This window comes from Paraburkholderia sp. 40 (assembly GCF_050434105.1).
Classification (GTDB): domain Bacteria; phylum Pseudomonadota; class Gammaproteobacteria; order Burkholderiales; family Burkholderiaceae; genus Paraburkholderia; species Paraburkholderia tuberum.
Map to the genome: position 1 here is coordinate 2,782,171 of NZ_JBNPVY010000004.1, position 24,720 is coordinate 2,806,890.

The window sequence follows — 24,720 nt, forward strand, 5'->3', positions numbered from 1 at the left end:
CCATGAATGAAGAAATCCTGATCAATGTCACGCCGCAGGAAACGCGCGTCGCGCTCGTTCAACAGGGCGCCGTCCAGGAACTTCATGTCGAACGAACGCTGTCGCGCGGCCGCGTCGGCAATGTCTATCTCGGCAAGGTCGTGCGCGTGCTGCCCGGCATGCAATCGGCGTTCATCGACATCGGCCTCGAACGCGCCGCGTTTCTTCATGTCGCCGACATCTGGCATCCGCGCATCGCCGGCGAAGCGCAACATCAAACACCGCATCAGCCGATCGAAAAGATCGTCTTCGAAGGTCAGACGCTGATGGTGCAGGTCGTCAAGGACCCGATCGGCACCAAGGGCGCGCGGCTGTCCACGCAAGTGAGCATCGCCGGGCGCACGCTCGTGTATCTGCCGCAGGAGCCGCACATCGGCATCTCGCAGAAAATCGAAAGCGAAGCCGAGCGCGAGGCCGTGCGTGCGCGTCTGACCGCCGTGCTGCCCGCCGACGAGAAAGGCGGCTACATCGTGCGCACGATCGCCGAGGATGCGACGAGCGAAGAACTGGCAGCCGACGTCGCGTATCTGCGCAAGACGTGGGCGACCATTCTGTCGCAGGCCCAGCGCATGCCGCCCACCAGCCTGCTCTACCAGGATCTGAATCTCGCGCAGCGCGTGCTGCGCGATTTCGTCAACGATGACACGTCGCGCATCCAGGTCGATTCGCGCGAGACGCATCAGATGCTCGCCGATTTCGCGGCCGAGTTCACACCGGCGGTATCGTCGAAGCTGCACCACTACACCGGCGAGCGGCCGCTGTTCGATCTGTACAACATCGAGGCCGAGATTCAGCGCGCGCTATCGCGTCGCGTGGATCTGAAGTCGGGCGGCTACCTCGTGATCGACCAGACCGAGGCGATGACGACGATCGATGTGAACACCGGCGGCTACGTCGGCGCGCGCAACTTCGACGACACGATCTTCAAGACCAACCTCGAAGCCGCGCATACCATCGCGCGGCAACTGCGGCTAAGGAATCTTGGCGGCGTGATCATCATCGATTTCATCGATATGGAAAACGTCGAGCATCGCGACCAGGTGCTAGGCGAATTGAAGAAGGCGTTGTCGCGCGATCGCACGCGGGTGACCGTCAATGGTTTCTCGCAACTCGGGCTCGTCGAGATGACGCGCAAGCGTACGCGTGAGTCGCTCGCGCATGTGCTGTGCGAGCCTTGCCCGATTTGCCAGGGCAAGGGGCAAGTGAAGACTGCACGCACAGTGTGCTATGACGTGTTGCGGGAGATTTTGCGCGAGTCGCGGCAGTTCAATCCGCGCGAGTTTCGCGTGGTCGCTTCGCAGCAGGTGATCGATCTGTTTCTCGAGGAAGAGTCGCAGCATCTGGCGATGCTGATCGATTTCATCGGCAAGCCGGTGTCGTTGCAGGTGGAGTCGAATTTGAGTCAGGAGCAGTATGACATCGTTCTGATGTAAGTCCACCGAAGTCCGATGAGTCCAGCGAATACAAACAAACTCTTTAAAATTCAAATACATATAAAGATATCCGTCCGGGTCAATCCGTTGCCATCCGTGCAGAGCGAGCCTAAAACGTTTAGCTAGATATGTAGCTACACAGAGGTGCGCTATGGCAACTCGCAGAACGAATGTCCTATCGGATCTCGAACTAAGGCGATGGATCCGGGAAAGGCGACCTCTCGCAAAAACTGACGGCGGTGGTTTGACCTTCGCCCTTTCAGCCACAGGCACTGCGTCTTGGGTACTCCGTTTCCGAATAGGCGGAAACCGGAAGAATTGACACTCGGCCGCTACCCCGATCTGACGCTGTCGGCGGCACGCAAGCTCGCGGCCGAAAAGCGCGTCGAAGTCCAGAAAGGCAACAATCCGGCGACCGAGAAGCGCAAGGACAGATCCCGGAAGAACTGGACGGTCCGCCAACTCGTTGCCGACTACCGTGAGAAGGTACTGGTCAATTTGGGATTGAGTACGCAGCAAAGCTATGGTCGAAATCTGAAGCGAACCGAGAACGTACTCGGTGCAATGCAGGTACGCGAAGTCGAGGCGGCGGATATCGTTGGGTTGATCGAGCGCGCCAACCTTGGATGGGTCGAGGCCAATACGCTGTTAATCGTTGCAAAAGCCATCTTCCGTCACGCCGCCGGCAAGAAGGTCATCAATGCAAATCCCGCAATTGGGGTTGAGCTGGTTTCGATCATTGGCCCCCGTCCTTCCATTCGGCAACGTCTTATGCTGACGACCAATGAGCTGCATGTGCTTTTGAACGCAGACATGAATCGCGAGAACCTGCTCTCGGTCAGCATTCTTCTCGCGACTGGCGTTCGTTCAGAGGAACTGTATAAGGGCCTCCGGACAAACGTATTCCTCGATGAAGCACGCTGGCATATTCCGGGCAGCAAGACAGGTACTGCAATGGACATTCCGCTGGCGCCGACCGTTGTAGACCGGTTCCGTGAACTACTCGCACTCAATACCCGCTCCCGCTATATTCTGCCCACCAGGGCGGCCAGTCGGGCGGCACGGCATGGTGGCGACGCCCATCTCAGCAAGGATGCCATCCGGGAAGCCATCGATTACTGGATCGACAACCACAAACCTTCGATACGCCGATTTACACCGCATGATCTTCGTTCGACCATGAAGTCTCATATGCGGAAGCTAAGGATCAGCCGCGACGTTTCTGAGATGTGTCTGAATCACAAGCTCCCCGGCGTCGAAGGAATCTACGATCAATACACTTACTATGGCGAGCGACGCCTCGCCTAGCCACGTGCCCGTCATGAGTGTCTGGGCGAACTGATCCAGATCGATGGCAGCGATCACCGGTGGTTCGAGGACCGGGCGCCGGCGTGCGCACTGCTGGCGTACGTCGACGATGCAACGAGCCGGCTGATGACACTGCATTTCACGGCCACGGAGTCGACCTTCAGCTACTTTGAAACGACGCGTGCATACATCGAACAGCATGGCAAACCCGGCGCGTTATACAGCGACAAGTACAGCGTGTTTCGCAAGACGGGGGCGAACAAGGATGGCAATAGCGTGACCCACTTCGCCCGCGCCATGTACGAACTGAATATCGACACCTTCTGCGCGAACAGCAGTCCGGCCAAGGGACGCGTCGAACGCGCACATCTGACGCTGCAGGATCGTCTCGTGAAGGAGCTACGGCTGCGTGACATCAGCACGGTAGCCGACGCCAATGCGTATGCGCCTGCGTTCATGGCGGCCTACAACGCGCGCTTTGCGAAGCCGCAAAAGAGCGTGCGGCGCCTCCGGTTTTTTTGGACACAGATTTGGGGTAAAACGTGTGATCCAAACTGGAGTGGTTGATGTTGAAGAAAACCAATGCGAATGCGGTTGCGCCAGAGGCGCTGGAAGGAGCGCGTAGCGCGACTGGAAGCGCCTCTGGCGCCGCCGAAGTCAAACGGTGGTCGACCGGCCGCAAACGTAGCGTGGTCCTTCGGTTACTGCGGGGCGAACCTGTTGACGCCGTGTCCCGCGAAGTCGGCGTGACGATCGCCGAGCTCGAGCAATGGCGTGAGCTGGCACTGGCCGGCATGGAGGCCGGCCTGAAGACACGGACCAGCGATCCACTGCAAGCGCGGCTCAATGACGCCGTGCGACGCGTTGGCGAGCTGTCCATGGAAAACGAGATTCTGCGCAGGGAACGTGAACTGCAGGCCCGTCGCCCTTTGACCGGTCGGAGATCGTCGACATGAGCCACGAGATCTCCGCCAGTGCAGGCAAGCCCTTTGGATTGCAACGGGTTTGCCAGGTGCTCGAATTCCCGCGCTCGACGATCTATGCCATCCGTGCCAGAGCGAGCACCAGGGTGACGCCGATGGTTCCGCGCAGGCGTGGACCGAAGCCGAAGATGCACGATGCTGACCTGCTGAAGGCCATCCGCGATGATCTCGCGGCTTCACCATTCAGCGGCGAGGGGCACCGCAAGGTCTGGGCGCGGCTGCGCATCGTGCACGACATCCGCGTCTCCCGGACCCGCGTCCTGCGGTTGATGCGCGAGCACCGGTTGCTCTCGCCGCACCGTCAGGCACGGGGCGAACCCAGCCTTCACGACGGCCGGATCACGACTGATCGCCCCAATGAGATGTGGGGCACCGACGGCGTGCGCATTGCCACCGTGGACGACGGCATGGTGTGGATCTTCTCGGCCGTTGATCACTGCGATGGCATGTGCACCGGCATCCATGCCGCGAAAATCGGTGACCGCTTCGCGGCCCTCGAGCCTATCTCCCAGGGGCTGCTGGGCGCGTTTGGCTCGGTAGCCGCCGACTCGGGCCGCGGGTTGTCGCTGCGCATGGACCACGGTTCGCAATACACCTCGGATGACTTCCGCGACCAGATCAGGTTCTGGGGCATCACGCCGAGCTACGCCTTCGTCGCCGAACCCCAGACCAACGGCGTCGCTGAGCGGTTCAACCGGACCATGAAGGAACAAGCTATTCATGGGCGCATCTTCAAGAACCTGGAGGAAGTTCGCGCTGCCGCCATCGCGTTCAGGGATCGATACAATCGCAACTGGCGCCTTGAAAAGCTGGGCTTCAAATCACCCCTCGAAGCCCGTCAGGAACGGCTGATGAAGCTGGCCGCCTGAGTTGCAAGAGCGTGTCCAAACAACCGGAGCCGGTACAGCCGCAAAAGAGCGGGTTCGATCGGGTGCTCACCTGGCGCGAACCGCGCAAGGTGACGAAGTCGCTGACGGTGCAGTACGACAAGGTCATGTACCTGCTGGACGACACGTCGGAGCACCGCAAGCTGATTGATCGATATATCGAGGTCTGCGTGTACCCCGATGGGCGTATCGAACTCCGGATGGACGGCCGTATTCTGACGTGCAGGCAGTACGACCGGCTGGCCGAGATCGCGTTCGATCTCCGACTTCATGTCCGCTTCGCCGCGCTCTACGATCAGCTCATAGGTACCGCGGCTGGCGATGATCTCCTGGGCCCCCTCCTTAAAGTAGGCCGACGCGCCCAGGACGCGCACGGCGTGATAGTGCGACAGCACCACATATTTGATCGGCTTGTCCGTCACCGACCGGATTTTTGCGATCAGTTGCTGTGCCATTGCGGGCGTACCGGTTGTGTCGATGATCAATACACCATCATCACCGATGATCACGCCCGAATTCGGATCGCCCTCGGCGGTGTACGCATAAGCGTTCTCCGACAGTTGCGTCCATGTAATTTCTTTGACTTCCAGGTCCCCTTGGGATGCGAATGCCTTTGCCATGCCAACTCTCCGTGTTCTGTGACGGATATCTAATGTGGGAAACAGCTGTTTTGTGCTAGCGCGGACCCCGAGGTCATGCGCCGCCGCGCTCCACCTGCATATGAGACAGGATGGCGTGCGCGTCGTCCTGCTCCTGGATAGTGTTCACGATCTGCACAAGCTGGTCAGCCTGCTGACCTGAGACCGGTTTAGCCGCATACTGCAGACAGTCCGTGAAACGCGCCAGATGGGCCTGCTCGGGCAGAGCGTTGCCTGGAAAACCCGGAGCAATATCGAGCGCCAGCTTCAGCCGACGGCCGTCGGCCGCTTCGACGTGAAGCTCGACTGCCGTATGGTGAAGCGCCTGCATGGTCTCATCGGAAATCACGTCGACCCGACCGGTGAATGCAAGTACCTCGGGATCGCGGATGCTCGACTCGACGAAGTGCTCGAGTCGCGATGCGCCCCGAACCAACGCATTAGCGACGCAGTATTTCGCACTGAACTGCGCGTTCACGCGAGGGTTCTCGCCTATTACGAAATCATGGCCAACAAGGCGGAACGCATACGGCGGCAGTCTGACCTCAATGCGACCGACGTTACCCGGTCCGATATCGAGTTCCTTGCGTGCGCGCAGCGCCAGCTCGGTCACCCCCTGCGTCAGGCCGCAACTGGGGTATTTTTTGAATACGGTGCTCATTACCTGCCACTGTTCTCCGAGTCCCTCGACAAACTCGTCGGCCTTGCGAAGCCCTCGGGCAAATTGGTGCGCATATCCGTAGACACCCGACAGGAAGCGGCCCGGTCCGGTGATACCGCATTTCGCGAGCTGCGCGCACATGACCCCGGTCTCGGCCACCCACCCCTGAATCAGTCGCACCGCGAGTGAGCCGTCGATATTGCTCTGGAAGCTGCCCGCTGCCCGGTTGAACGCCAAGGCCAGTGAGTGCAGGGTTTGCTGACGGTCCAGGCCGAGTATCCTCGCCACCGCTGCGGTCGCGCCAAAGACCCCGGCCACGCCCGTCGGATCGGCGCCATCGTAATCAGCCTCTGCCAGATTCATCCGGGAGGCGACCTCCGCCCCGATGAGCAGCGCGGATAGGAAGTCCCGGCCCGAGCAACCGCCGGCGAGCTCCACCGCGGCCAGTGCCGCGGGAATGAGCGAGGAACCGATATGCAGCCCGGGCGCCATCGCATCGCAAAAGTCCAATGCCCGACACATGACTCCATTTACCAACGCGGCACCGCTGGCTGATACGGAATCGCCATGAATGAACACTGTGGCACCGCCTGATCTGTCACGTTCCCTGACGAAGTCCAGAATCGCTGCGCAACCGTCCTCGGAGGCACCCGCGATCGCCGTACCTAGGGTCGTCAAAAGCATGTTGCGCACGACTGCGAGTGCCTCTTCCGGTGCATGCGAGGCATCAAACCCATGCACAAAATCCGTCAGACGCCATTCAGCCTGCATCAAATCATTGGATCCGCTCATGGATCAAGGCTCCGCGGAAGGTTCGAGGTTGCCGGTGATCTCCACTTTTCCCCTCGCGATACCAAGCGCCTCGCGCAGCACCGATAGATCGCCGATGTGGTTGGCCAGCAGCAGGATCAGCCGCGCGTTGAGCGTTGAACTCTGCTCATCGGTGAGGTCACGATGAGCATCGATGAGCGCCTCGTAAAAATCGTCGCCGGGAACGAACGAATAGAAATAGCGTTTGCCGGGTTCAGCAAAGTTGGGCCGTGTAGTCAGTGCCATTCTGAGTCCTTCAATCGTTGCACGTCGCGCGGGCGATCGCACTCCGTACCTTCATCGGGTCAAGCTCGCGCCAGCGTGCCGTGACATGCTGGTCGGGCCGCACAAGATAGACGCTCCCGGGAGCGAGATCGTATCGCTCGCGGACGCGCCCCTTGACGTCGATGAGCGTGGGAATGCCGCTAGGGGCGCTGCCACCTTCCGCCACCACAACTGCTTCGACCGGAATCGGCGCATCCGAAAGTTCGGCGAGCGCCTGAACAGTCGCCGCATCGAGCGCTGACGCGTCCTTCGTGAAAAGGAGCAGCGCGAAGCGGTCACCGAATGCACCGAGCAGCCATGATTGACCGCCACCGGTCACCGGCGCATCGGCCATCGGCGCCCCCGGCACCATGTTGCCGGCGAACGTCGACGCATCCGGCGTGTTAAGACTCGAGTCGATCAGGATGGTGGGCACCGAGAGACGGCCAGAGTTCACCAGCGCCCGTGCAAAAGGCTGCTCCCCCGCCAGTCCCAGTAGAGCATCACGGAACGTTTTGCTGATGTTGCTTTTCGGGGTAATGAAATCCGTCGAGCGCGTCGAGTTCCTGATGTTGTCGTCAGCAGCCAGCCCGCGCTCTTCCGTGTAGGTGTCGAGCAGCGCCGACGGCGCCTTGCCTTCCATAACGAGCTTGAGCTTCCATACCAGGTTGTCGGCGTCCTGTATGCCCGAATTGGCACCCCGCCCGCCAAAAGGAGAAACCTGATGCGCCGAATCGCCGACAAAAAGCACCCGGCCATGGTTGAAGCTGCCCATGCGCCGGCACTGGAACGTGTAGATGCTCACCCATTCGAGCTCGAACTCGCGGTCGTCGCCCAGCATCGCTTTGATGCGCGGGATGACATTCTCTGGCTTCTTTTCCTCTTCGGGGTCGGCCTGCCAGCCAAGCTGGAAGTCGATCCGCCAGACGTCGTCGGCCTGACGGTGTACGAGCGCCGACTGATTACGGTGAAACGGCGGATTGAACCAGAACCACCGCTCCGTGGGGTAGTCGGCGTTCATGACCACATCGGCAATCAGGAACCGATCCTTGAAGATTTTCCCGTCGATGTCCAACCCAAGGAGGGTGCGGATCGGGCTGCGCGCGCCGTCCGCAGCGACGAGCCATTCCGTATCCAAGGTGTAGTCGCCCGCAGGGGTCCTGACCTGAAGCGTCACCTCATGGCCCTGCGGCATAACGCCGATGACCTCGTTCTTGAAACGGATCTCGAGATTCGGTAACTCGCGAGCGCGTCGAAGCAGAAACTCTTCGAGGTAGTACTGCTGAAGGTTAATCATGCCGGGCCGATGATGGTCGGGCTCCGGGCTGAGATTGAAGTTAAAAACTTCCGTCTCGTCAAAGAATGTACGGCCGACGTTCCAAGACACGCCCTTTTCCATCATCAGCCCACTGCAGCCGAGTCGGTCGAAGATCTCGAGCGTGCGTTTGGCGTACGCCACCCCGCGTGAGCCGAGTGAAACAGTATCGTCGTTGTCCAGGAGAAGCACCGGCGTCCCCTGCGCGGCCAGGTCAATAGCGGTAGTGAGACCAACCGGGCCGGCGCCGACCACGACCACCGGGTAGCGCCCATGGGGAACGCCATTGAGCTCAGGCGGACGCACAAATTCGAATTTCTCGTACTGATAGGTACTATGCACTGTCAATGTCTCCAGATTACAACCTTGCGTAACCGCGCCGCCAGGTCCACGCCATGCAATGCCGACCCGGCGCCCGCCCGCCACGCCAACCCCTCGTGTCACGTCTCGTGCTTCAGTCTTCCCGTGCGTGCCGCCAGCATGAACGCCACGACAAGGATTGCGCCGATCAGAGCGGCCAGCCTGGGATAGGCCAATCCTGCATACATGTTCCCGTTCGCCGCGACGATCGCGAAAGCCGCTGCAGGAAGAAATCCTCCAGTCCAGCCAAAACCAATGTGGTAGCTCAGTGAAAGCGCGGTGAAGCGAATCCTGGCTGGAAACAGTTCGGTCATGGCCGCCGCCAAAGGTGCGTAGGTCATGGCTGCAAACGTGGCAAGGGCGACCAGCAGCAGGAAGACCATTGGCCGGTTCACACCGTGCGGCGGGGCCTTCTGCGGGTATCCGGCGGAGTCCAGTGCACCACGCAGCGAGGCTGCGAAAGCTTTAGCCTTTACAGCCGCGTCCGGCGCGCTGCCGTCGTAAGAAACGACGACCTTATCGCCCACTCTGATGATTGCACCGGCACCCGCGCTCGCTATCTCATTCGTGTAGCTGATGCCGGCGCGGACAAGCGCACTCTTCGCGAGATCACAGGACGTATGGAACTTCGACGTTCCGAGCGCATTGAATTGCGTCGAGCATTCGTGCGGATCGGCCACGACTACGACGGGCGCCGTCTCAATGGCGCGTTCCAGCGCCGGATTGGCAAAATGCGTCAGGCCGCGGTAGATAGCCGGATAACAAAGGACAACTAGAATGAAACCTGTGCAGATTACTGTCTTACGCTCGATCTTGTCGGACAGCACGCCGAAAGCGAGAAAAATCGGAACCGCCATGACGAGCGACAACATTGAAAGCAGATTGGCTGTTGCGGGCTCAACGCGCAACACCTCGGTCAGGAAAAATGGCGTGTAGAAAAATGCGCTGTAAAAAGTCACCGCCGCGCCAGGTCCAAGAGCGAACAGCGAACAGATCATTGCGACGATGTTGCGACGACCGGTGAACGCTTCCCTGAGCGGCGCGCGTGAAACCTGGTGTTCGTTGCGCAGCCGTTCGAATTCAGGTGATTCGCCCATGCGGGTACGCATCCACAACGACAACGCCAGCAAAACCAGCGATAGCACGAACGGCACACGCCAGGCCCATCCAAGAAAAGCCGCCTCGCCGAATGTAGAACGCGTGCCCTGCACGACCAGCTGAGAGAGGATCAGACCTGCGATCGGTGCAATCTGGAGCCACGACGTATAGAAGGCGCGCCGATTTGCCGGAACGTGTTCCGCGACGTACACCATCGCCCCTCCATTTTCGCCGCCCAACGCAAATCCCTGCACAAGCCGCAGCCCGACGAACATAACGGGGGCGAGGACGCCGACGGTTGCATATGTCGGCAGCAGACCGATTAGCACGGTCGCGAGTCCCATCAGGGCGACCGTCACGACGAAAACCCGTTTTCGACCGAGCCGGTCGCCTATGCCGCCGAAGACCATCGCGCCGAGCGGCCTGACGAGAAAGCCTGCCGCAAATCCGAGTAACGTAAAGATCAGCGACAGCGCCGGATTGACACCGGAAAAAAACTGCTTGCCAATCACGGCAGCCATAGTGCCGACGAGGAACAAATCGTACGCCTCGAAGCACGATCCAAGCGATGCAGCAACCACAATCTGGTAAAGGCTCGCGCCCGAGCGCTTCGCTGCGGAATGTTCAGGCAAAGCTGTGCCTGCCGCGAGGCTCGCGGCGGTTTGATCGGATCTCATTGTGTCTCCTCCATCCGGACGATGGTGGACCGGCTTTGGACCAAACCCTTTGGGCGTCCCGCTGGGTTGCCTTGTCCTTCACCGATCCGGGTGATACCTGGATAGCCGCTTATCTCTTATGGACAATGCGGTTCATGTTTTCCTGGCAGCTGTGGACCAAGACCACAGCCGCTCCTTACATCATCACGTCACCCATCACGGCCGGCGCGCGGGAAGCACCGTCGCGCGGCACTCTCCGAACCCAATGCGACGATACCCGTCTCGTTCGCACCATGCGCGCATGATGACCGTGTCGCCGTCCTCCAGGAATGTGCGGACTTCTCCGCTCGGCAACGTGAACGGATGCTTGCCGCCTTCCGTGAGTTCAAGAAGACAGGCGCGCGAAGCCGGATCGGGGCCTGAGAGCGTCCCGCTGCCGAGCAGGTCGCCTGGGCAAAGATTCGTCCCGTTCGATGTCTGATGTGCAACCAGTTGTGACATTGCCCAATAAGCGTCCGGATAACGCGAGACGGACAAACTCGCCGGAGGTGCGCCGCTGGTTCGCATCTGCGCTGACTGCAACAGGGTCTCGACCCGAATATCAATCGAACCGCGTGTCGCCAGCTCGGAACTCCAGAAGTGCGGCATCGGCGCAGGATCACCTTCAGGACGAGAGAAGCCGGTGCGGTACGGCTCGAGCGCATCGAGCGTCACGATCCACGGCGACAGGCTCGTGAAAAAGCTTTTCGCAAGGAACGGCCCCAACGGCTGGTATTCCCACGACTGAATGTCGCGCGCGGACCAGTCGTTCAACAGGCAAATGCCGAATACATGCGAGTCAGCATTCCGGATGTCAATGGCCGTGCCGAGTTCGTTTCCTTGTCCGATGAGTACACCGAGCTCGGCTTCGTAATCAAGCCGCCGGCTGGGCGCAAATTCCGGCTCGGCGCTGCTCGGGTCTTTCAACTGACCGGTTGGCCGGCGGAAATCCTGTCCCGACACACGAATCGAAGACGTACGGCCGTGATAGCCTACCGGCAGCCAGCGATAGTTTGGCAAGATTGGATTGTCGGGCCGGAACAGACGGCCGACGTTTGTCGCATGGCTGAGCGATGAGTAAAAGTCGGAAAAGTTTTCGATGCGCGCCGGAAGAGCGTATTCAGCGTCCGCCTGCGGAACGAGGCATTCGGAAACCTCCTTCCGCTGAGGACAGTCCTCAGATAGCAGGAACGACACAGCCGAGCGCACAGCGCTTCGCTTGTCGGGCGATAGCGCCATGTAATCGTTGAGCGGCGCACGTGCAGCCGCCTGCGCTGCCTCACGCGCTTCTGCCGGAAAAAGATTCCTTGCCAGAACAGCGCCTACATCGAGGATTTGATCGCCGATCGCGATGCCGCCGCGGAAATTTTCATTTCCCGAAGGCCGCCGGAATACGCCGTGGGGCAGGTTCTGAATTGGAAAATCCGTCGCGCCGTCATTGGCTGAGCGGACCCAGCTCTTCCGTGAAGCGTCATGGGTGTGATTGGAACGGGTCATGTTCAATTATTTCCTTCCGCAGAGGTCTCGTAGCGCTTGCGCTTGATCTGTCCGATCAACTCAATCATGGCGGCGGAGACGTCCCGACCTTCGGCTTGCGCCGCTGCTTTCGCGGCGAGCCAATGATTAAGATCTTCCTGCGCCTGGGTAGTGTGATGGTTCCATGCAGGATCGATCGGCGTCGTCAATTCGAGCCGGTAACCGTTTGGGTCTCTGAAATAGATGCTCTGGATGATGCCCTTGTGATCGACGGGTCCGAGTACATCCACGCCCTGGCTTACCAGCCATTCCTTCCAGCGCATGAGTTCGTCCGTGTCGCTCACTTCAAGCGCGATGTGATCGAAGACGTCGTAGGCGGGATGGGACGGAGACGAAGGTAAAGGCAAATTGGTGCATTCGAAGAACGCCATTGTCGACCCGTCTGCCATCCTGAAAAAGATGTGGAAATACGGAAAGGCGTCACCCGTGGACGGCACGTGATCATCCATGATCGTGCTCGCGAGTTCCATTCCAAGGATACGACCGTAAAAATCGGCGGTGGCCCCCACGTCATGCGTGACGCGGGCATAGTGATTGAGCATATTAGGCCGCAGTCCCAGCTCGGAGGCCGAGCGGCGCGATGCTAATGTGGAAGTTTGCATATCGACTCCTATCTGTCGTAGTTAGACCAGCACGGAGGCGCGATCGATGACTTGTGCCAGCACGTCCGTCAGGCACTGCGCGAGATCGACACCTACTGGAGCGGTTGCACAGCGCCACGCGACGTGCTGATCCGGGCGCAGCAGGATCGCGCCGTCATCCTCGATTTCGCGTACGTTGCGCCATTCGCCCGAAGGATCGCTTAGTTGTGCGTCCTCGGCGATGACGACCACATCAACAGGCATACCAAGCGTGTCGGTAGTTTTTCGTGCCGCCGTTTCCCAGACGTCGGGGCACCCGGTAATCAGCACAAAGCGATCAACGCGTGCGAGATCAAGGCTGGAAATTCTCTGCGAGCCGCGCGCGAGCCACGCGTGCGCGATGCGATGGCCGGGGCGCGTGGTCGGAACGAAGCGTTGGCCCAGCGGGTCGCGGGGCGGAAGCGACGTGTTGTCGCTGACGAGCGCACCCCTGTCGTACCGGATGCCGATTTCGAGGTCATGCGCCTGATATTCTGTCCGGTGCACCTTCATCAGTTCGTTGAATCGGGCACGTCGTGCCTCTGCGTCGTCGCCCTCGGCGAGCAAGGCCTTGAAGTTTGCCTCGCTGCCCTGCGGATCGCCCGGCACGATTCCGATGGCTGCATTCGTCACTTGATAATTTCCGAACGTGAACAGTGCCCAGTGGACGTTGCGCTCGGCGACCGGGCGACGTTCGCTCTCATAGCTATCAAGCAACCCGGCTCCGGCCCGGCCCCGAATCACGGCAGCCAGTTTCCATGCCAGATTCTGTGCGTCGTGCACGGCTGAGTTCAGGCCGAGCCCCGTCGTGGGCGTATGTCTATGTGCGGCATCGCCTGCCAGAAAAACGCGGCCAAACCGATAGCGATCAGCCAGCACACCCTGCACGATCCACTTGCCGACGCTGAGCACGCTAACGTCGAGATCAGGAATCTTCAACAATGCGCGGATGCGCGGCACGAGCGTAGCCGCCTCGTAATTTTCGCTGCTGCGGGGCTTGAAACTGAAGTGGAACATCCATTCTTCTGAGCGACGGTCGAACCGCGTCGGGCCCAACTTACCCAGCACGCCGCTACCCCATGCTTTAGTGTCGCCTTCGGGATTCGCAAACCAGAACGTGCTGACGTTGTCGTCGTCGATATAAGCCGACAGATCTGCCGCGAAGTAGACGGTCACCATCTCCAGCAGTTCGGGCGTACCTTCAAGACGCGCACCGACGCACGGACCGACCGATTTTCCACCGTCGGCAGCGACGACGTATTGAGCGCGAACCTGATAGGTTTCGTCAGCGATACGGTCACGCACGGTCGCGATGACCTCGGTCTCGCATTGCTCGATCGACAGCAACTCGTGACCGAAGCGCATCTGCGCACCACCCATCTGCTCCGAATGCGCCTTGAGCAGCGGCTCAAGGCGCACTTGCGGATAAACGGTGCTCTGGCACGGACTATCTTTCTGATAAGTAGACGCCAGGGAACCGCCGCCCCAGGCTTCGAGTTCGTAAAGCGTCTTGCGGTCCCAAGGGCGATCGCCGCCCAGACTCGTGCACCAGCGCATCTTGCTGACGTATTCGATCGGCAATGAGCGCGCGTAGATGGCGTCGGCAAGGCCGTATTGACGGAACACCTCCATCGTGCGCTGATTCAGGTACCGCGCCTTCGGCATCGGCGACTGCTGCGGGTGCCTCTCGATCAGCAGCGATTCAACGCCAAGGTTGGCCAAAAAAATAGATGTGCTCAGCCCGCAACCGCCTCCACCGACGATCAGTACCGGTACATTGACTTGTTTCAAGATTGCTCTCCTCATCCTCAGAAGCTTGCGCAACGGCTACTGGCCGAGCCGGGCGCGCAACTCCGTTTTCAATACCTTGCCGTAACTGTTTTTTGGCAACTCATTGGTGAACCGGTAGTGTTTCGGGCGCTTGAAGCGTGCAATGTGCTGCACACACGAGGCGTCCAGTTCGTCGCGGGTCGTTTGACGGCCCGCGTGAAGCACCACGAAAGCCACGGGCACCTCACCCCATTCGTCGTCTCGCTGTCCCACTACCGACACTTCCGACACCGACGGATGAGCCAGCAACGTTTCCTCTACCTCTCGCGGATAGATGTTGGAGCCACCCGAAATGATCAGGTCCTTCGATCGGTCCTTCAGCGTGAGAAACCCGTCCTCGTCGAGACTGCCGGTATCGCCCGTGTAGAGCCAGCCGTTGCGGATCGCGTCGCGCGTAGCGGACGCATTGTTCCAGTAGCCAGGCATGACGGCGGCGCCGCGCACAACGACTTCGCCTGTTTCTCCTTTCGGGGCGGAGCTTCCATCTCGCGCCACGACGTCGACTTCGACGAGCGACTGTGCGACACCCACCGAAGCGGCACGGGCCAACCAGTGAGCATGCTTCCGGTCTGAGAGATGGTGACGTCCGAGTGCGGTAATTGTCATCGGGCTTTCGCCCTGCCCATAGATTTGCACGAGGCGCGGACCCAACACTTCCAAGGCCTGCTGCAGGTCATTCACGTACATCGGTCCGCCGCCATAGATGATCGTCTTGAAGCCGGCGGGATCGGCATCGACCGCGCGGAAGTGATCGACAAGCCGTTTGACCATCGTCGGTGCGGCGAACATAGCGAGAGGTCCGACACGCGCAGCCAGAGCAGCAAGCTCCTCGGGCTCGAATCCACCCGACCGCGGCACCACGTGACGCGCGCCGCGCAAGATGTACGCATAGTGGTAAAGTCCGGCCCCGTGGGACATCGGCGCTGCGTAGACCATCGCGTCTTCGGGGCTGACATCGTCCACGTCAATGCAATAGCACGCGGTCATCGCCATCAGGTTCCGGTGAGTTTGCATGACGCCTTTCGGTCGCCCAGTTGTTCCGGATGTGTAGAACAACGACGCGAGATCGTCGGGCTGACGGTGATGCAGGTCGGTCGGTGCATATTCGACCGCATGCAGGTATTCGTCCGAGCCGAACACGACGCAGCGCCGCTTACCGCATTGCAGGTCGCTCAATGTCGACAGCAACTCGCTCGAAACGAACAGCACGTCGGCCCCGGCGTCATCCAGGATGTACTCCAACTCTCTGGGATGCAGCTTGCAGTTAGCAGGCACGGAAACGGCACCTGCCCAATAGATGGCCTGAAGCACCTCCAGATATTCGGGACGATTGGCGGAGTAGATGGCAACCCGAGCACCGGGCTGTACGCCGCATTGCTCGTTCAGGAAACCCGCTAGCGCCGCCACGCGTGTCGCAAGTTGCCCGTATTCGAGCCAGGGTTCGTCGCCGTGCAGAACCGCGAGCCGCTTGGGAAAGATCGCTGCCGTGCGCTGCAGCCACCGGGCGATGTTCATCGGCTGCGCTCCAGAATGCTGACATAGCTCGCCACCGCGGAGCCTCCCATGTTGAAGACGCCGGCGAGTGAGGCATCGGGAACCTGCATTGCGCCTGCTGTATTGGTCAATTGCATCGCAGCAATCACGTGCATGGACACGCCCGTGGCGCCGATCGGGTGGCCTTTCGCTTTGAGCCCGCCAGAAGCGTTGACCGGAAGTCGCCCTCTACGGGCAACGACCCCTTCTTCGATAAGACGATGGCCCTGGCCAGCAGCGGCCAGGCCCATCGCTTCGTAGCTGAGCAACTCAGCGATCGTGAAGCAATCGTGAACCTCGGCGAACGACAGGTCGTCAACCGCGCAACCGGCACGCTCGAGTGCGCCGCGCCAGGCACGCTTCGGACCTTCGAACGACGCAGCATGGCGGCGCCCCAGCGGCAGATAGTCGTTGACCTGCACACGGGAACGAATCGATATCGCACGAGGAAAATCGGCGGCCGCATCGCTCGAGGCAAGCACCAGTGCCGCAGCGCCATCGGAGATTAGCGAGCAGTCTGTCTTGCGCAGCGGTGGCGCAATCATCGGATTTTTTTCAGATACGGTATTGCAGAACTCAAAGCCGAGATCTCGCCGCATATGCGCCCACGGATTGTCGACGCCGTTCGCGTGATTTTTTGCGGCTATACGCGCGAGCGCCGACGAATGGTCTCCGTACTCCGCGAAATAGTCCTGCGCGATTGAGGCGAAGATTCCCGGGAAGCCCCCGGGCGGATTTCCCGCCTCGCCCGAGTATGCGCAGTTACCAAGAATGCGCGTAACATCTTCGCCGGATACATCGGTCATCTTTTCGGCGCCGATTACCAGCGCGGTACGCGCACGGCCCGCCTCAATCGCATCGCATGCCGAGTAAATTGCGGCGGCACCCGACGCGCAGGCGTTCTCAACACGCACCGCCGGCTTCCATCGCAGCCCGTCGCTGCAATTGAGCGTCAGTGACGAAGCGAAGATGTCCGGGACAAGACCGCCATTCAAATTGCCCAGCCACGTGCCGTCGATTTCTTCGCCTTGCAGGCCCGCATCCTTCACGGCTTCGCGGCCGGCCCGCACGATCAGATCCTCAAGGCTTGCGCCGTCGAATCGGCCAAACGGCAAGTGCGCCCAGCCTACAATCGCCACTCCCATCGCGTTCTCCCGTCAGTGTGCATTTGGGAAATTTACCCGCGTCATCACCGAGAGGGCAGTCGTCGAATTACATTAGGGTGAACACCGGTAAGATGCGTCCTAACTTCCTTTCATTAATCCGCGTTTCTCCGGGCATAGAACTTACAACGTGGCAATGTGGCGCAGAGGTGGTGCAGAAGGTCACCGATCGCGCCCGAGTAGCTTGCCGATCAGTTCTCCCGTCGTCATGGCTGCATACTTGCGCATAAGCCGGGCACGGTGTGCTTCAACCGTTCGATGACTAATTTGCAGCTCGCGCGCGATCTGCTTGCTGCTTTTTCCCGTCACCAGCAGTTGCGCGACCTCGCGCTCGCGCCGAGTCAGGTCGCGGGTCACCCGACGGACCGACGAAATATCCTCGAATGCCCAAATCGCAGTTGCAAATGGATCGTTGCGGTTCATTGAGCGCCCGGAAACGTGGCACCAGAACGGGCTGCCATCAAGCCTTTGCATGATGCGCTCATCGGAATAGAAGCCCGTCTCCTTCATCACCAGCCATGCGCGCTCGCCGATGTGTCGAAACTCGTCCTGGGAGGGGTAGAGGTATTCCAGCGAGCGTCCAGCCAGTTGGTTGGGCGCACACCCAAATATTTCACCGAACGTGTAGTTGCAAGACACGATGACTCGCTGCCTGGACAGGAGCAGGCCAACGGGTGCCATGCGAAACGCCTGCGCAAGATCGTCAAGCAGATACGGCGACTCACCGGAACCCACGTCGGTAGCCAGTCTGTCATCACTGGAACCCTGTCCTTCCTGGTTGACGGTGGGCGCCGCCTTTATGGAAACGACTTCGGATCCAGCAGAAGGAGGTGCGGTACGAGATTGTCCGTGGGATCCGGATCGTTTTACCGGCCTGTTCATGTTCTGCCATATCCGGCCGACAGTGGAGGCGGAAACGTTAGACTCTCGTGCGACGTGGCGGGCACTGCTTACTGCCGTGACACCGTCGGGCTTGCGAGATGCAATCGCGGCCACCGTCGCTTCGCCGATTCTTTGGGGAGCGCCGCTGCGAGGAAGATCCGTCAAGCCCTGCAGGCCATCCATGATGAACCTTCTGCGCCATTTGGAGACTGTGTGCGCCGTCGACTGAACGCGAGCGGCCACAACCGCATTGTCCAACCCCTCTGCACAGGCCAGGACGATTCGGGCGCGAAATGCCAGCGCTGGACTAGTGCCGCCGCGCTGCGCGAAGTCGTTGAGCGCTGTTCTGTCGTCGGGACTTAACGACAGATGCAGTTTCGGCCTTCCTTTCATCGCCTGGGCTCCAGCCGCCGGACAGGTCAATCCGACAGACGACTTCTGTAACGAACATACCAAGCATCATACCTGTTGAACTGATGCATAGGCGCGATCCAGCCGTCGGACTTTCGCGGTCTCTGTTGCGTGCACCGTCGGCTTCGCCAAGGAAAGCTGGACAAGCAGAACATTGTCGCTGCCGCATGCCGCGTGGTTGGTTAGAACCGTTAGCTTGCATGGTAAGCACGACTTCAGGTCATGCTTACTGCGTCTCAGTGGGCCTTCGAGCCAAGCGGTATGTCGTGCAATTCAGCCGAGGATCTTTAAACCTTCAGGAGGCTCGCACGGTATTGTTCCCATCTTGGCCGGCACTGAAATTTCCAGGAACTCGAAATCTTCCGAGATTGCCGTTTCATTGTGTTTGAGACCAGGTGGAATATAAAGCGATTCTCCAGCGCCAACCCGAATAACTCGACCATCTTCGAACTGAAGATCTATCCAGCCTCGGAGGGTGAAAATAAACTGCGTTTCGCAAACATGGTAATGCCAACCGGTCTGCTGCATCACGCCCGTCGCCACGGTCACCTGCGCCCTCATTCGACCGTCTGTGGCGTCGGAAACACCGAGGTCCCGATAATTGAAGAATGTTCGGCGACCTGCTACTAGTGGGGCTGTTTCCGTCGTAGCGTATGCGAGTTTCTCTAAAAGATCTGCGGAGACGTTTGCGGCCTCGGGGGAAAGGGTACCGCTGAAGTGTTCCATTGAATGTTCCTTGATTTAGCCGGTGAGTGCCCAGATGTTCTCGCCAAAGCGAGCTCAAACTTTCGCGACCTCTAAAGCCAGCGCAAGAGTGTGAGTGGCTCACAGGGCAGCGCGTGTCTCTTCATTGACCCTCCATCGAATTTACTGGCCTGGGTGGAAGGCAAACAGTCGCAGAATTACATCAGGGAAAACCCTATTAATTCTTGCGTTATCCGCTACAGGCAATTCGGTGTACTTCTTCGGAACGCCGAATGGATGTGTGACGGAAGGGCATTTGCTGTTGAGGTGAGGGGCGTAACATTGGACGCATGAGCGCTCGAAGGTAGCTTGGGCGACGGCGTCCTCTAAGCGTTGACGAAGGGGATTCGGGGATTCAACTCTTGGAGCATTGGTTCCGCCTTCGGGCATTTCTGCCGATTCCGTCGCTGCGTCTGGGACACGCGATCGACTGCTTGGGAAACGGGCGTCCGGGTTGAGAGACGGTGGATGGCGGCTACAGGGTCGTCAGCTGCCCGTGGCGGGGGGTACAGTTTTGATCTGCGTCATTTGCAGCAGCTAATGTGGGCACGTGTGAACGGTCAGATGGAGTTAATTTTGGCCGAAAACAGCATGGTTTACAGGTTCGGCCGGTTTCAACTGCAGGTCGCTGCAATTGGGCCGTCAGGACGGCCTGGCTTGGCCGTCGACAGAGACCTCAACCTGCGCGCTGCGAGGGTGACGACGCGCCCACCATGAGGCTCGGCATGAGCCGATCCACGTAATCGGCGATCGGAAAGTCGAAGGTGCCGCGCAGATTGATACCTTCCAGCGACGTTGGAGCGATGCTGCGCAGGTGTTCGGGGAACACGGGCTGGCCGCCGAGCTTCTCGATCGTGTCGAGCGCGCGTTGCATGGATGCCGCCGTGGTGAGTCAGCGTCATCGTCGGCGCACGGAAATGCGTCGAGTCTCTGATCGAGAAGTAGACCTCGTGCTCTGCGGGCACACCGGCCTCGAAGGTGACACCGTTGACCTTGGCCACCGCGTTGCCAATGCGGTGCTCGACAAAGTACAGCCGTTCCTTTTCCTTCAATGCGGTCTTGAGGTCAGCAGCCTTGCCGATCAGCCCGGACTTGCCCTTCTTGCCGACGCCCCCCTTGAAGACCGGCTTAATGAACACCAGGCCGTACTTGTCGATCAGTGCGCGGATCTCTTCTTCGCTCGCGTCGGGCCCGAGCACTTCAGCGGTCGGGAAGTCGACAAACTGGAGCATTTTGGCTCCGTGCAGCATGCCTGTGACTTGCATGATCACCTCGCAGTGGAGAAGCGCTGGTTCGACATAGCGCGACAGGATAATCAGCAGGGTCGTGACGGTAATCGCCCCGCCGATCCGGGTCGCCATCGGGCGAACGGCATCCGCGTCGTGCGATTGACCGCCGTCAGGATGCGCTTTCCGATCTACGCAACTATGAGACCGAAGGAGGCGAACCTTACCATCACTATACGGAGGTACTCGTCGGAGACGCGGTTGGCGATCGACCGATAATTCTGCTTATACAGCTCGCTATCGACTTTCTGGATTGTCAAAGACACGCCTCATGCGTGCCGTGATGGCTGAACGGGTTGTCCGCAGCCTGGCTGAAGTCCGCACTCAATAGCATCGTGCGCATAGCATTCAGGGCGTAGCACTGCGTGCGCTGCGCGGATAGCGCGTCTACCCCTACCGTACAGTCGTCAAACGGCGCCTATTGCGCGTTTGTCAGTACGCGCCTCCGCACGAGTTTGCGCGGAAGATTGCGGCGGCAATGGCGAAAGTTCGTGTCGAGAAGTATGCTGAATATGCATGGTCACCGTTCATGGTGCGCTCCCCAGACGCAATGGCATCTACCGCGGCGCGGCGTTGCTGAAATCGGCAATCGAAAAGCGACAGAAGAGCGGTGCACAGGTGGGATTGGATTGACGCTGTTAGCGGTTCGTTTTCAAAGTGCGGTGCCGTCAGGTCAGCAAGGCAAATGCTCCGGAACTGCCGGCTCACAAGCCAGACAGACAAACGCAAGGAGACAGTAATCATGAACCCTTCAACCAGCATGGTGGCAGACGCACCCGGACCGTCCCGCTCCAAGGTCGGCGCCGTTTTGCGCGTCACCAGCGGTAACTTCCTCGAACAGTTCGACTTCTTTCTGTTTGGCTTTTACGCCACCTACATTTCGAAGGTGTTTTTTCCGTCGAGCAGCGAGTTCGCCTCGCTGATGTTGACGTTCGCCGTGTTCGGCGCGGGATTTCTGATGCGGCCGTTAGGCGCCATCGTGCTTGGTGCCTACATCGACGAAGTCGGCCGTCGCAAGGGCCTGATCGTGACGCTGTCGCTCATGGCGAGTGGCACGATACTTATCGCCGCGGTCCCCGGCTACGCAACGATCGGCATGCTGGCGCCGGCACTGGTGCTGACCGGCCGGCTGCTACAGGGCTTCTCGGCTGGCGCCGAACTGGGCGGCGTGTCGGTCTACCTGGCTGAAATGGCGACGCCAGGCCACAAGGGCTTTTATACGAGCTGGCAGTCGGCAAGCCAGCAGGTCGCGATTGTAGTTGCAGCGGGGCTCGGCTATGGACTCCACAGCTGGATGTCCGCGGCGAGTATCGGTGTGTGGGGCTGGCGCATCCCGTTCTTTATCGGCTGCGCGATCGTACCGTTCCTGTTCGTGTTGCGCCGTTCGCTACAGGAAACCGAGGAGTTCAAAGCGAGGCAGCACCATCCGAAGACAAAGGAAGTCCTCGCGACGATGATGGGGAACTGGCAAATCGTGTTCGCCGGCATGCTGCTGGTTGCGATGACGACCACCACGTTCTATCTGATTACCGTCTACACGCCGACGTTCGGCCGGGCCGTCCTGAAACTCAGCACCGCCGACAGTCTCGTCGTTACGCTGTGCGTTGGCGTTTCCAATTTCATCTGGCTGCCGATTGGCGGTGCGCTGTCGGATCGTATCGGACGCCGGCCGCTTCTGATAGGGATCACGGTGCTTGCCGTTTTCACCACCTATCCGGCGCTTTCGTGGCTGGCGGCGGCGCCGAGCTTCCTCCGGATGCTGATCGTCCTGCAGTGGCTCTCATTTTTCTTCGGCATCTACAACGGGGCAATGGTCGTCGCGCTGACCGAAGTGATGCCGGTCAGTGTCCGCGTGGCGGGGTTTTCGTTGGCATACAGTCTCGCGACGGCGCTCTTCGGCGGATTTACACCTGCGGTGTCGACATTTCTGATTGAGGTCACGCATGACAAGGCTGCACCGGGATACTGGATGAGCTTCGCGGCGTTGTGCGGGCTGGTCGCGACGCTTGTGCTGTATCGTCGCGGTGGCGCGGTGGAACGTTCGGCGAAAGTGGTTTGACGGTAGCCGGTCGCCGGTAGCTCAGGCGATAGACGTCATTCCCGGCGCCCGGCGTCGAAGTGGTCTCGGATGCCCCTAACGCGCACGGAACTTGGCAGTCGTACTTTCGATTTTCCGACGCTGTAAACGGCGGCCAAGGCGTGCGGATTCAACCGGTAGCGAGGGACGACTGTCTCTTCATGGCCGCGCGCTGACTCGGAACCGGTTTCGCATATGGCGCCCCTCTTGCGCTTCGATGGCCCTCACGAATGGCCGCTAGCAGACTTGTACCCAAGGATTCAGTCTGGTCGTGAAAACGCCACGTAGTAACGCCAGCCGAGCGACATTGCTAACGCTGCGGCGACGCTTCCACAAGGCTCTTAAGTCGCAAGACTGCCGTATCCGATTCAGACTGAATCCGCGCGCGCAGCACGGACCAGTTCAATATCGCGAACCACAACGACGGCGCGCGATAAGTGAATTCACGTTCAAAACGGGTCCCGCTCATGGTCGATGTCAGCGAATAAGCGACGGTGCCGGCCGGTCTGCCGTCAATCGTTCCTGCTATCACCCACTTGCTCGGACGCACACGTGCGGCGACTGTCCACACAGCGCGACCACGCCTGCCCGCCACCCTGAATTCCTCCGTTACCTGCTCGCCCACATCGAGCGAATGTTCCACCGAACCGCTGACCGCGAGCGATGACGGATGCCAGATTGGCCAGTGAGCCGGCGTCGTGACATAGTCGAACACGACCGTGGGAGGGCGTTGTATCGACGCAACCGTAACGATGCGCGTGTCGAACCCGATTCGCTGCGGCAACGGGATAAAGAGCACCGAGATGGCGACGAGCACCGCCAATATTGTGGTGACGAACCGCGTACGGATTTTCATAGCGCCTTGTACTCTCCGCTGTCACAGGCGAAGCTATTTTACGGCGGAGTGGAAAGGACGGCGATCGGGTAGCCGTCGACCCAGCTTGTGTGAAAACGCACGCTGATCGCCTAAACTGAAGTAACGCATTCAGGTCGAACGGGCACATGAAGCGATTCATTGAAGGCAAAGACCGTAAGCAAGCTGTCTTGCTGCCCGAGTATCTTGAGGACTATGTGTCCGAGGACAATCCAGTGCGCGTAATCGACGTCTTTGTCGATGAGCTTGATCTTCATGAGCTCGGCTTTGACGGAACCGCTCCCGCAACGACGGGGCGCCCCCCTCATATCATCCATCCGTACGGCGTTGTCACGTTAGCGCGCTGGTCAGCTAAGATGACGTGATGAAGAAGACGAAATCGCTCTACCATGGCCATCGATTCCCGGCGTCAGTCATCAGCCACGCGGTTCGGTGGTATTTCCGCTTTCAACTCAGCCTTCGCGACATCGAGGAGCTACTGTTCGAGCGCGGCGTGGTTGTCAGCCATGAATCGATCCGGCGGTGGACGGACAAGTTCGGCGCCAGTTTTGCGCATCAGGTCAGGACTGCCCGTCGCAAACCGCGCAGCACATGGCATCTCGACGAAATGTTCGTGACGCTGCGCGGCGAGCCCTGGCTGCTGTAGCGTGCAGTCGATGAGCACGGCATTGAACTCGACAGCCCAGCATCGGTCGGGTGATGCGTTTGATGGCCCGATGGTCCTGCTCGACCACGTTATTCAGGTACTTGACTTGACGAATCGTAATGGGCGTCTCTCGCTCGGCGTTGACCGCGTGCAACGCAGCCAGATTAGAGCCGCTTTTATCGATGGTTACCGTCTCGGGTACACCGTTCTGAGCGATCGACTTTTCAAAGAAGCGCCGCGCTGCCACCTTGTCGCGCTTGGCTCTGAACAGGAAATCGATGGTTTGGCCCGCCTTGTCCACCGCCCGGTAGAGGTACTGCCACTGGCCTTTGACTTTGATATATGTTTCGTCCATCCGCCAGCTCTTGCCTACCGGCTTCTTGTGCTTACGGAGCGTCTTCTCGAACAGCGGCACCAACTTGATCACCCAACGATGCACCGTGGAATGATCAACCTCAATACCGCGCTCGGCCATCATTTCTTCGAGATTACGCAAACTCAGTGAGTAGGCGACGTACCACCGCACGCATAGCAACATCACATCGAGCGGATAGTGAAGGCGCTTTAGCACTCGGGTGATGCCCGCAGCAAGCGTCTTTCGCGGTGTTTGGGTCTTCTTCATCGGCC

At 59.7% G+C, this 24,720-nt stretch carries 17 protein-coding genes and 8 pseudogenes; 9 read left to right on the forward strand and 16 right to left on the reverse strand.

All coding sequences use genetic code 11. The features are described 5' to 3' along the window. The first annotated feature begins 2 nt into the window (after window positions 1–2). From rng to OKW28_RS34795, 6 genes and pseudogenes are all read left to right on the forward strand, one after another. Window positions 3–1,472, forward strand: coding sequence for a ribonuclease G (rng, locus tag OKW28_RS34770; protein ID WP_090803712.1), 1,470 nt, complete (start codon window positions 3–5; stop codon window positions 1,470–1,472). A gap of 318 nt (window positions 1,473–1,790) precedes the next feature. Then, window positions 1,791–2,780 carry a tyrosine-type recombinase/integrase gene (locus OKW28_RS34775; protein WP_429452144.1) on the forward strand — a complete coding sequence of 330 codons (990 nt, stop codon included), beginning with the start codon at window positions 1,791–1,793 and terminating at the stop codon, window positions 2,778–2,780. Next, window positions 2,781–3,278 (forward strand): annotated as a pseudogene (locus OKW28_RS34780) (ISNCY family transposase); the annotation flags it as partial. A 68-nt stretch (window positions 3,279–3,346) separates the two neighbouring features. Further along, window positions 3,347–3,736 carry a transposase gene (locus OKW28_RS34785; protein ID WP_187639741.1) on the forward strand — a complete coding sequence of 130 codons (390 nt, stop codon included), beginning with the start codon at window positions 3,347–3,349 and terminating at the stop codon, window positions 3,734–3,736. After that, window positions 3,733–4,632 carry an integrase core domain-containing protein gene (locus OKW28_RS34790; protein WP_187639742.1) on the forward strand — a complete coding sequence of 300 codons (900 nt, stop codon included), beginning with the start codon at window positions 3,733–3,735 and terminating at the stop codon, window positions 4,630–4,632. The genes OKW28_RS34785 and OKW28_RS34790 overlap by 4 nt, the downstream gene beginning before the upstream one ends. Window positions 4,633–4,688: 56 nt before the next feature. After that, window positions 4,689–4,901, forward strand: a pseudogene (locus OKW28_RS34795) (ISNCY family transposase); the annotation flags it as partial. Here OKW28_RS34795 and OKW28_RS34800 read toward each other — a convergent pair. From OKW28_RS34800 to OKW28_RS34865, 14 genes and pseudogenes are all read right to left on the reverse strand, one after another. After that, window positions 4,902–5,270: pseudogene (locus OKW28_RS34800) on the reverse strand (MBL fold metallo-hydrolase); the annotation flags it as partial. Window positions 5,271–5,343: 73 nt separating this feature from the next. Beyond that, a complete protein-coding gene (locus OKW28_RS34805; protein ID WP_429452146.1) occupies window positions 5,344–6,741 on the reverse strand; it encodes an MmgE/PrpD family protein in 1,398 nt (465 codons plus the stop codon). A gap of 3 nt (window positions 6,742–6,744) precedes the next feature. Further along, the gene (locus tag OKW28_RS34810) at window positions 6,745–7,005 is read right to left on the reverse strand and encodes a DUF2783 domain-containing protein (protein ID WP_429452148.1); all 261 of its coding nucleotides are present in this window, start codon (window positions 7,003–7,005) and stop codon (window positions 6,745–6,747) included. A 10-nt stretch (window positions 7,006–7,015) separates the two neighbouring features. Then, entirely contained in the window at window positions 7,016–8,680 is a 1,665-nt protein-coding gene (locus OKW28_RS34815; protein ID WP_429452150.1) for an FAD-dependent oxidoreductase, read from the reverse strand. Between the two features lie 98 nt (window positions 8,681–8,778). Then, a complete protein-coding gene (locus OKW28_RS34820) occupies window positions 8,779–10,473 on the reverse strand; it encodes an MFS transporter (protein WP_429452152.1) in 1,695 nt (564 codons plus the stop codon). 195 nt (window positions 10,474–10,668) lie between these two features. Continuing rightward, window positions 10,669–11,988: a fumarylacetoacetase gene (gene fahA / locus OKW28_RS34825; protein WP_429452154.1), complete on the reverse strand. Its 1,320-nt coding sequence runs from the start codon at window positions 11,986–11,988 to the stop codon at window positions 10,669–10,671. Between the two features lie 2 nt (window positions 11,989–11,990). Continuing rightward, window positions 11,991–12,629, reverse strand: a complete 639-nt coding sequence (locus tag OKW28_RS34830) for a VOC family protein (protein ID WP_429452156.1) — start codon at window positions 12,627–12,629, stop codon at window positions 11,991–11,993. 21 nt (window positions 12,630–12,650) lie between these two features. Next, complete coding sequence (locus OKW28_RS34835) at window positions 12,651–14,471, reverse strand: FAD-dependent monooxygenase (RefSeq protein WP_429452158.1); 1,821 nt, start codon at window positions 14,469–14,471, stop codon at window positions 12,651–12,653. A 3-nt stretch (window positions 14,472–14,474) separates the two neighbouring features. Further along, window positions 14,475–15,992, reverse strand: a complete 1,518-nt coding sequence (locus OKW28_RS34840) for an AMP-binding protein (RefSeq protein WP_429452160.1) — start codon at window positions 15,990–15,992, stop codon at window positions 14,475–14,477. Continuing rightward, the gene (locus tag OKW28_RS34845; RefSeq protein WP_429452162.1) at window positions 15,989–17,155 is read right to left on the reverse strand and encodes an acetyl-CoA acetyltransferase; all 1,167 of its coding nucleotides are present in this window, start codon (window positions 17,153–17,155) and stop codon (window positions 15,989–15,991) included. The genes OKW28_RS34840 and OKW28_RS34845 overlap by 4 nt, the downstream gene beginning before the upstream one ends. A gap of 180 nt (window positions 17,156–17,335) precedes the next feature. Then, entirely contained in the window at window positions 17,336–18,448 is a 1,113-nt protein-coding gene (locus OKW28_RS34850) for a LuxR C-terminal-related transcriptional regulator (RefSeq protein WP_429452164.1), read from the reverse strand. Between the two features lie 291 nt (window positions 18,449–18,739). Next, on the reverse strand, window positions 18,740–19,192 hold the full coding sequence (locus OKW28_RS34855) for a cupin domain-containing protein (protein ID WP_429452166.1): 453 nt from the start codon (window positions 19,190–19,192) through the stop codon (window positions 18,740–18,742). Window positions 19,193–19,886: 694 nt separating this feature from the next. Then, window positions 19,887–20,084 (reverse strand): annotated as a pseudogene (locus OKW28_RS34860) (hypothetical protein); the annotation flags it as partial. A gap of 1 nt (window position 20,085) precedes the next feature. Next, window positions 20,086–20,475: pseudogene (locus OKW28_RS34865) on the reverse strand (carboxylate--amine ligase); the annotation flags it as partial. Window positions 20,476–21,238: 763 nt separating this feature from the next. On the opposite strand from OKW28_RS34865, the gene OKW28_RS34870 reads away from it, so the two are divergent. Beyond that, on the forward strand, window positions 21,239–22,555 hold the full coding sequence (locus OKW28_RS34870; protein ID WP_429452168.1) for an MFS transporter: 1,317 nt from the start codon (window positions 21,239–21,241) through the stop codon (window positions 22,553–22,555). A 328-nt stretch (window positions 22,556–22,883) separates the two neighbouring features. Here the strand turns inward: OKW28_RS34870 and OKW28_RS34875 are convergent, their stop codons facing one another. Then, the gene (locus OKW28_RS34875; RefSeq protein ID WP_429452170.1) at window positions 22,884–23,429 is read right to left on the reverse strand and encodes an SRPBCC family protein; all 546 of its coding nucleotides are present in this window, start codon (window positions 23,427–23,429) and stop codon (window positions 22,884–22,886) included. 146 nt (window positions 23,430–23,575) lie between these two features. Here OKW28_RS34875 and OKW28_RS34880 point away from each other — a divergent pair. Both OKW28_RS34880 and OKW28_RS34885 read left to right on the forward strand, forming a co-directional pair. Then, window positions 23,576–23,769 (forward strand): annotated as a pseudogene (locus OKW28_RS34880) (IS5/IS1182 family transposase); the annotation flags it as partial. Between the two features lie 42 nt (window positions 23,770–23,811). After that, window positions 23,812–24,090: pseudogene (locus OKW28_RS34885) on the forward strand (IS6 family transposase); the annotation flags it as partial. A gap of 31 nt (window positions 24,091–24,121) precedes the next feature. Here the strand turns inward: OKW28_RS34885 and OKW28_RS34890 are convergent. Next, window positions 24,122–24,715 (reverse strand): annotated as a pseudogene (locus OKW28_RS34890) (IS6 family transposase); the annotation flags it as partial. Between the last annotated feature and the right edge of the window lie 5 nt (window positions 24,716–24,720).